Consider the following 6,899-nt stretch of genomic DNA (forward strand, 5'->3'; position numbering starts at 1 on the left):
CTACTGACCATTCAGGTCGAGTGAATCGACAATGCCGACCACGGCGGCATCGATAACGGAGTGTTCTTTACTGGTGCTCATTCGCGCGGAGCTGCCGGTGGTGATAATCACCGTTTCGCCATTCCCCGCCCCGACGAAATCCACGGCGACCTGCGCTGTCCCCGTGGGCTGATAGTGTTCATCCAGACGGGCGACAATCAGCAGTTTCGCGCCATTGAGCGAGGCGTGTTTAGTGGTCGACACCAGAGCCCCGGTTACTTTTGCCAGATACATATTTCCTCCTGGTGCCCCTCAACGAGGGTGATACCCCGGGCGCGCAGCTCGTCGCGTGCGGCGGGGGTGATGAGCGTACGCTGAGCGATACGTAAAACGGCGCCTTTCGGCTGCCGGCGTACATCGCGAAGGGTCATCAGCGGCCTGCCGGCGCGGGGCGACGGCGAGGGGGGCGGGTTTGCCCTGGGTTGGCCGATGACGGTGACGCCATACTCCGCGAGGGTGGCAAGGTAATTGGCCTGCCGTGCCCGAAACGCCGGCGGGAGCCGGTGGGCTGAGTCTTCCCGGCATTCGGCGTTGAGCGTCACGATCGTCGGTTTATTCAGGCTGAGCGCATGAAATGCCCAGCGGCACACCAGGTTATCGCACAGGCCCAATGCGATTTTGCTCAGGCTGTTAGTGGACAGCGCGGGCAGGAACAGCGCATTGAATGCGGCGGCCGTTTGCGCGGGCGCCTGGTTATCGCACAGGACATCCACCCCGCGGCGTGCCAGCGCTTCCAGACAGGCAGCGTGCAATGGCGACTGCGTTGCGCTGTGGGAAGAGGCGATGACCAGCAGGTAGCCGCTCCGGTCCAGGGCGGTGAGGCAATCCAGCGTGGTGGGCAAGGTGGTGAGATCCTCCCCGCTTAACACCACGCGCATCACCCGGCTGCGTGACTGGAGGGCCCGCTGGCGCTGGGCCAGCACGTTATCAATGATGGTATCGAGCAGCTGAGAGAGTCGTTGTGAGTTCATCGCTCTCCTCCCCGGCGGCGGTGTATGGCAACGACCGGCGCCACCAGCAGCGATGGTATCGCCGGAATGACGCATGTGCCGGCGTGCCGGGAAACATCGGCAAAGTGGCGCAAGCTGTTTGCGCCGCCGACCGGGTTTCCTTTTTCATCCGCTACGGCTAATGCGATATGGGCCTGGCCAGGGGCCACGCCGGCTGGCAACGCCTCGCCGCTGCGCCGCGCTGCCAGAATCGGTAACCGCCGGATTGCCGCGCTGTCAGCCATAGCGGCATTCCGCCATCACGCGCCTGACACAGTCGCCGTTACGTAGACCAAAACCATTGGCTTCTTCGACATCGACATGCATTTCCAGTACCGCGTCAGCGCTGACGCGAACCACCACGTGGCTGAGAATACCGCCGCGCAGGCCTTCAATACGCACATCGATCTCCATGCCGTCACGCAGGGCATGCCGCTCGGCTTCCGCTGGCGAAATATGAATATGCCGCCAGGCAACAATCGCGCCGTCGCTTTTGCTGACCCGTCCGCGCGGGCCGATGATCTCTATCCCCGGCGAATGCTGCAGGTCGCCCGACATTCTGAGAGGAGCCTTCACGCCCAGAACAAAACTGTCGGAGACGGAGATTTCAATCTGGGTGGCGCTACGCAGAGGGCCAAGAACGCGCACCCTGGTGAGCTCTCCCTTCGGCCCGCGGAGGGTTACCGTCTCTTCGGCGGCGTACTGACCCGGCTGTTTTACCGCCTTCATCCGGGTGAGGGTGGAGCCATAGCCAAACAGAATGTCCATATCCTCCCGGCTGAGATGAACATGGCGATTGGAGATGCCCACGGGGATGTCCAGCGTCTGCGTCCCCTCCGGCCGGGAGGTTATGGCTCCCGGGCCACGGGCGGCGAGTTCCTGAAGAATCTGACGGGTGATCAATTCGGCTTGCTGCTGGTTATCATGCATAACGTCAACGACCTGAAAGTGATGAAAGAAGCGATATTCAGCATATTCACTCCCGCGTCGGGCTTTTTGCCGTGACGCAGGACTTTTTTGACCGTCCGCCGGGGGGAGGACAAACTTGTCCAGAGTTACCCGGCAACGGCGGTCAGCAACTGGTCTATATCCGCGGCGCGCGGCTGGCAGGGATTCGAGGCCGTGCAGCCATCTGCTAGGGCCGCGTCGATCAGCGGCTGACGCAGGGAGGTTAATTCCGCAAGGTCTGTGCCCAGCGCCCGTAGCGTGGCGGGAATACCAAAATGGCGATTGATATCGCGGATGGCGCTTATCAGCGCATCCAAAGTCTGGTCAGGCGTGGCGGCGCGGATGCCCATCAGGGCGGCGCATTGCAGATATCGCGCTCTGGCATGAGGGGCATGACCGGCGTTGTATTCAATAATGAAGGGCAGCAGCATGGCGTTAATTTTGCCGTGCGGAATATGCAGCATACCGCCGATGGCGTGTGCCATGCCGTGTACCAGGCCCAGTCCCGCCGAGTTAAACGCCATGCCGGCCATGCAGGAGGCGTTGTGCATATGCGTGCGTGCCTGAATATTCTTCTCATCGTGGAAAATGTCTGGCAGGTTTCGCCAGGTCAACGTGATGGCTTTCTCGGCGAGCGCGTCGCTAAAATCATTTGCCCCCGTGGAGACCAGCGCCTCAATCGCGTGGGTCAGCACATCCATACCGGTATCCACCGCGACCTGGCGAGGCACGGATAAAACCAGCTGCGGATCGAGGATGGCGCAGTCCGGAACCAGTTCGTCAGCAATCAGGGGGTATTTTCGCCCGTTTTGCGGATCGGCGATGATAGCGTAAGCGGTGACTTCGGAGCCGGATCCGCTGGTGGTCGGAATCGCGATTAGCTCAATGGCATGACCGGCGAAATACTCTTCCAGCGTGACCTTGATCCCCTTTGCGGCGTCAAGCGACGATCCGCCGCCCAGCGCGATAATGGCATCCGGCCTGAAACGTTTAAACTGCGCCGCACCGGCATGCAGAATTTCCACGCTCGGGTCGGGTTTGACCTCGCTGAAAATAGACACCGAGGCCTGAGGCATTTCGTTAATCAGGTAGCGCGTTTTACCTGAAGTCACCATAAAACTATCGGTAACAATGGCCACCTTTTTATTGTTCAGTCGACGCAATGCCTGAATGGCGTCTTCACCAAAATAGACGTCAGGAATAGAGAAAAAATAGCTCGCCATCTTTCGATTACCTTATCCCGTGAGCGGATTGCGGGGATGCAAACTCCGGATGTAAAAAGAGAACGTATTGTGTCATGAGGGGAGGGAGAAGAAGCTGGCAATGCTTGTGCTCTGTGAGGATTTGGTTGCGGTCGTCTTTGCGCATTGACAAAAAAGTGCAGAGCCGTGATAACGATGCCGCTGCCATCCTCTCTTAATGAGATGATGGCGGTTTCCCCCCTCAGTGGCGGCAAGGGACGCCGTCATCCCGCGCAATTTACCTTCGCTACGTGAATAATATTCACCAGCTCATGCCAGTCGGCGGGCATAGCGGCAGCAGATGCGGACGCCTATCATCCCTGTAAACACCCCGCGGCCAGAACAGGAGAAAAGATGAGAACGCCAGAAGATGTGATATTCCCCGCAGGACGCCAGGCGCTGTATGAGCAAAACCGCTACTCCCCTGCCGTCAAATCCGGGGGCTTTCTGTTTGTTTCCGGTCAGGTGGGAAGCCGCGAGGATGGTTCAGCGGAACCCGGGCTGGAGCAGGAGGTCCGCCGGGCATTTGAAAACCTTAATGCGGTGTTGGCTGCCGCAGAATGTACCTTTACGGATGTGGTCGATGTCACCATGTATCTGGTCGATGCCCAATCGACTATCGACACGGTCTGGAAGGTGCTGCCGGAATTCTGGGGTGAAGCCCCCTGGCCGACGCTGACGGGCGTCGGCGTGAGCTGGCTATATGGCTTCCGTTTTGAAATCAAGGTCACCGCCCGGCTGCCCACTTGTCGATGAGTCTCGACTCCGTTCTTTAATGATATCGATCAGTGCGCGCAGGCTGGCGGGCATATGCCGGTTGGCCGGGAACCAGAGGCACAAACCGGGAACCGGGGGGCACCACGGTTCCAGCACCGTGACCAGCCGGCCATCCGCCAGCGCCGCGCGGGCGTGTAGGTCCGGGACATAGGCGATCCCCAGACCTTTCATCGCCGCATCCACCATCAGCGGCGAACTGTTGAGCGTCAACGTCCCGGGGACATCCAGCATGATGCTTTGACCGTGGCGGGAAAACTCCCAGCGGTAGCGCTTACCGCTGGGCAAACGCTGGCGAATGCACTGATGGTGCGCCAGATCGTCCGGGGTCACGAGAGCAGGGCGCTGCGCCAGGTACGACGGCGACGCCACCGCCAGGAAACGCACATCTTCGCCAAAACGTACTGCCACCATATCGGCAGGGACATCCTCCGCCAGCCGGATCCCCGCATCAAAACCGTCGGCGACGATATCCACCAGTCGGCCATCCACCACCAGATCCAGCGACACGCCGGGATAGCGCGCCATATAATCCGGCACGACCGTCTGCAGCAGCAGGTGAATAGCCTCTTCGCCACCATTAATACGCAGCGTGCCCACAATCTGCCCCTGGGTCTCCGCGACCTCTTCCAGCGCCTGCTCCAGCCCGTTCAGGTGCGGCGAAATACGCCGCAGCAGCGCCTCTCCGGCTTCGGTTAACGCGACGCTGCGCGTGGTGCGATGTAACAGGCGAACGCCCAGACGCGCTTCCAGCCCGCGGATCGCATGGCTTAATGTGGAACGGGTCACGCCGGAAAAATCCGCTGCGCGACGAAAACTACGCTGTTCCGCTACGGCGATAAAGGCTTTCAGGTCGGAAAGCGTCGGCGTTTTAACTGGTGATTTCATTTCACCTCTTCATGCTATTTGTTGAGTCTTATCATGCCAATCATCATGCCATATCCTGTGGCGGTGGGTTAATAACTTTTCAGGAGAATCACGATGAGCAGTAAAACCTGGTTTATTACCGGTACCTCAACCGGCCTCGGGCGCCTGATGACCGAGCGTCTGCTGGCGCGAGGCGACAGAGTGATCGCCACCCTGCGCCGCTCCGGCGCGCTGGATGATCTGCTGGCCCAATATGGCGGGCAGCTTCATGTCCTGCTGCTGGACGTGACGGACGCTGATGCGGTACGCCGGGTGGTGCGGCAGGCGTTCGACTTCGCCGGGCGTATCGATGTGCTGGTCAGTAACGCGGGATACGGGCTCTTCGGCGCGGCGGAAGAGGTTACCGATAGCCAGATTGAGCGTCAGATTGCCACCAATCTCACCGGACCGATTCAGCTGATTCGGGCGGCATTACCTGCCCTGCGTCAGCAGGGAGGCGGGCGCATTGTGCAGATATCGTCAGAAGGCGGGCAGATTGCCTGGCCGAATTTCAGCCTTTATCACGCCACCAAATGGGGGATTGAAGGATTTATTGAGTCCGTTGCGCAGGAGGTGGCGCCTTTTGGCATCGATTTTATTATTGCTGAACCCGGCCCGACCGCGACGAATTTTGCGAGCGGACTGGATACGGCTCCGCCGATGGCCTGCTATGACAGCACCCCCGCCGGCGAAGTTCGCCGCGGGCTGGCGCAGGGAACAATCGCCATTAACGGCGATGCGTTAAAAACCGTCGCCGCGATAGTTGCCGCTTCGGACGAGGACGCGCCGCCGTTTCGTCTGGCGCTGGGCGGTAAGGCCTATCATTCTATCCGCGAGGCGCTGCACAGTCGGTTGCAGGTGCTGGAGGAGACCCGCGCCGTGGCGCTGAGCGTGGATAAGAAGGTGTGATGAGGCGGTATTAGTAAACGCGAGATCAACGGTGACAGGATGAAAAAAATCCACGCGGGGGCGTGGATTTTTGCGGCGTTACGGCGGCGATGAGGCCCGCGGGGCCCATCGCACGGCCAGAAACGATTTAGACGTTGAACAGGAAGTTCATCACATCGCCATCTTTAACGATGTAGTCTTTCCCTTCCGCGCGCATCTTGCCGGCTTCTTTCGCCCCTTGTTCACCTTTGTAGGTAATAAAGTCTTCGTAGGCGATGGTCTGCGCACGGATAAAGCCTTTTTCGAAGTCGGTGTGGATTTTACCCGCCGCCTGCGGAGCGGTAGCACCGACGGGGATAGTCCATGCGCGAACTTCTTTTACCCCAGCGGTAAAGTAGGTCTGCAGGTTCAGCAGTTCATACCCGGCACGGATCACGCGGTTCAGCCCCGGCTCTTCCAGACCGAGCTCGGCCATGAACTCATCACGGTCGGCATCGTCCAGCTCGGCGATATCTGATTCTACCGCGGCGCACACGGCGACAACCACCGAGCCTTCAGCCGCGGCGATTTCACGGACTTTGTCGAGGTACGGATTGTTCTCGAAGCCGTCTTCGTTCACGTTGGCAATGTACATGGTAGGCTTCAGGGTGAGGAAGCTCAGGTATTTGATGGCCGCTTTATCTTCATCGGTCAGGTTTTTCAGCGCGCGCAGCATACCGGCATTTTCCAGCTGCGGCAGACATTTTTCCAGCGCCGCCAGTTCGGCTTTGGCGTCTTTATCGCCGCCTTTCGCCTTCTTCTGCACGCGGTGAATCGCACGCTCGCAGGTGTCGAGGTCGGACAGCGCCAGCTCGGTGTTGATTACCTCGATATCATCCGCCGGATCCACTTTATTGTTGACGTGGATGATGTTGTCGTTTTCAAAGCAGCGCACCACGTGACCGATAGCTTCGGTTTCACGGATGTTGGTCAGGAACTGGTTGCCCAGACCTTCGCCTTTGGACGCGCCTTTCACCAGGCCGGCGATATCGACGAATTCCATGGTGGTCGGCAGAATACGCTGCGGTTTGACGATTTCAGCCAGCTTGTCCAGACGCGGATCGGGCATCGGCAC

At 59.5% G+C, this 6,899-nt stretch carries 9 protein-coding genes; 2 read left to right on the plus strand and 7 right to left on the minus strand.

The window, feature by feature from the left end:
- From ACI2JR_RS13525 to ACI2JR_RS13545, 5 genes are all read right to left on the minus strand, one after another.
- Nucleotides 1-273 carry a EutN/CcmL family microcompartment protein gene (locus ACI2JR_RS13525; protein ID WP_132731396.1) on the minus strand — a complete coding sequence of 91 codons (273 nt, stop codon included), beginning with the start codon at nt 271-273 and terminating at the stop codon, nt 1-3.
- Entirely contained in the window at nt 255-1,010 is a 756-nt protein-coding gene (locus ACI2JR_RS13530) for a flavoprotein (protein WP_462478770.1), read from the minus strand. Before ACI2JR_RS13530 ends, ACI2JR_RS13525 begins: the two co-directional genes overlap by 19 nt.
- Nucleotides 1,007-1,273, minus strand: a complete 267-nt coding sequence (locus ACI2JR_RS13535) for a hypothetical protein (RefSeq protein ID WP_462478771.1) — start codon at nt 1,271-1,273, stop codon at nt 1,007-1,009. The genes ACI2JR_RS13530 and ACI2JR_RS13535 overlap by 4 nt, the downstream gene beginning before the upstream one ends.
- On the minus strand, nt 1,266-1,958 hold the full coding sequence (pduL, locus tag ACI2JR_RS13540; protein WP_462478772.1) for a phosphate propanoyltransferase: 693 nt from the start codon (nt 1,956-1,958) through the stop codon (nt 1,266-1,268). Before pduL ends, ACI2JR_RS13535 begins: the two co-directional genes overlap by 8 nt.
- A gap of 125 nt (nt 1,959-2,083) precedes the next feature.
- Nucleotides 2,084-3,199 carry a 1-propanol dehydrogenase PduQ gene (locus ACI2JR_RS13545; RefSeq protein ID WP_132731400.1) on the minus strand — a complete coding sequence of 372 codons (1,116 nt, stop codon included), beginning with the start codon at nt 3,197-3,199 and terminating at the stop codon, nt 2,084-2,086.
- A 372-nt stretch (nt 3,200-3,571) separates the two neighbouring features.
- Between ACI2JR_RS13545 and ACI2JR_RS13550 the strand changes: the two genes are divergently transcribed.
- Nucleotides 3,572-3,973, plus strand: coding sequence for a RidA family protein (locus tag ACI2JR_RS13550; protein WP_462478773.1), 402 nt, complete (start codon nt 3,572-3,574; stop codon nt 3,971-3,973).
- Here ACI2JR_RS13550 and ACI2JR_RS13555 read toward each other — a convergent pair.
- A complete protein-coding gene (locus ACI2JR_RS13555; RefSeq protein ID WP_132731402.1) occupies nt 3,917-4,879 on the minus strand; it encodes a LysR family transcriptional regulator in 963 nt (320 codons plus the stop codon). The genes ACI2JR_RS13550 and ACI2JR_RS13555 overlap by 57 nt on opposite strands.
- A gap of 93 nt (nt 4,880-4,972) precedes the next feature.
- Here ACI2JR_RS13555 and ACI2JR_RS13560 point away from each other — a divergent pair, with 93 nt between their 5' ends.
- Nucleotides 4,973-5,806, plus strand: a complete 834-nt coding sequence (locus tag ACI2JR_RS13560; RefSeq protein WP_132731403.1) for an SDR family oxidoreductase — start codon at nt 4,973-4,975, stop codon at nt 5,804-5,806.
- A 127-nt stretch (nt 5,807-5,933) separates the two neighbouring features.
- Here ACI2JR_RS13560 and ychF read toward each other — a convergent pair.
- On the minus strand, nt 5,934-6,899 hold a 966-nt coding region (gene ychF / locus ACI2JR_RS13565), incomplete at its 5' end, for a redox-regulated ATPase YchF (RefSeq protein WP_462478774.1).

Origin of the sequence: Klebsiella sp. NPDC088457, assembly GCF_044900465.1 — a bacterium.
Lineage (GTDB): Bacteria > Pseudomonadota > Gammaproteobacteria > Enterobacterales > Enterobacteriaceae > Klebsiella.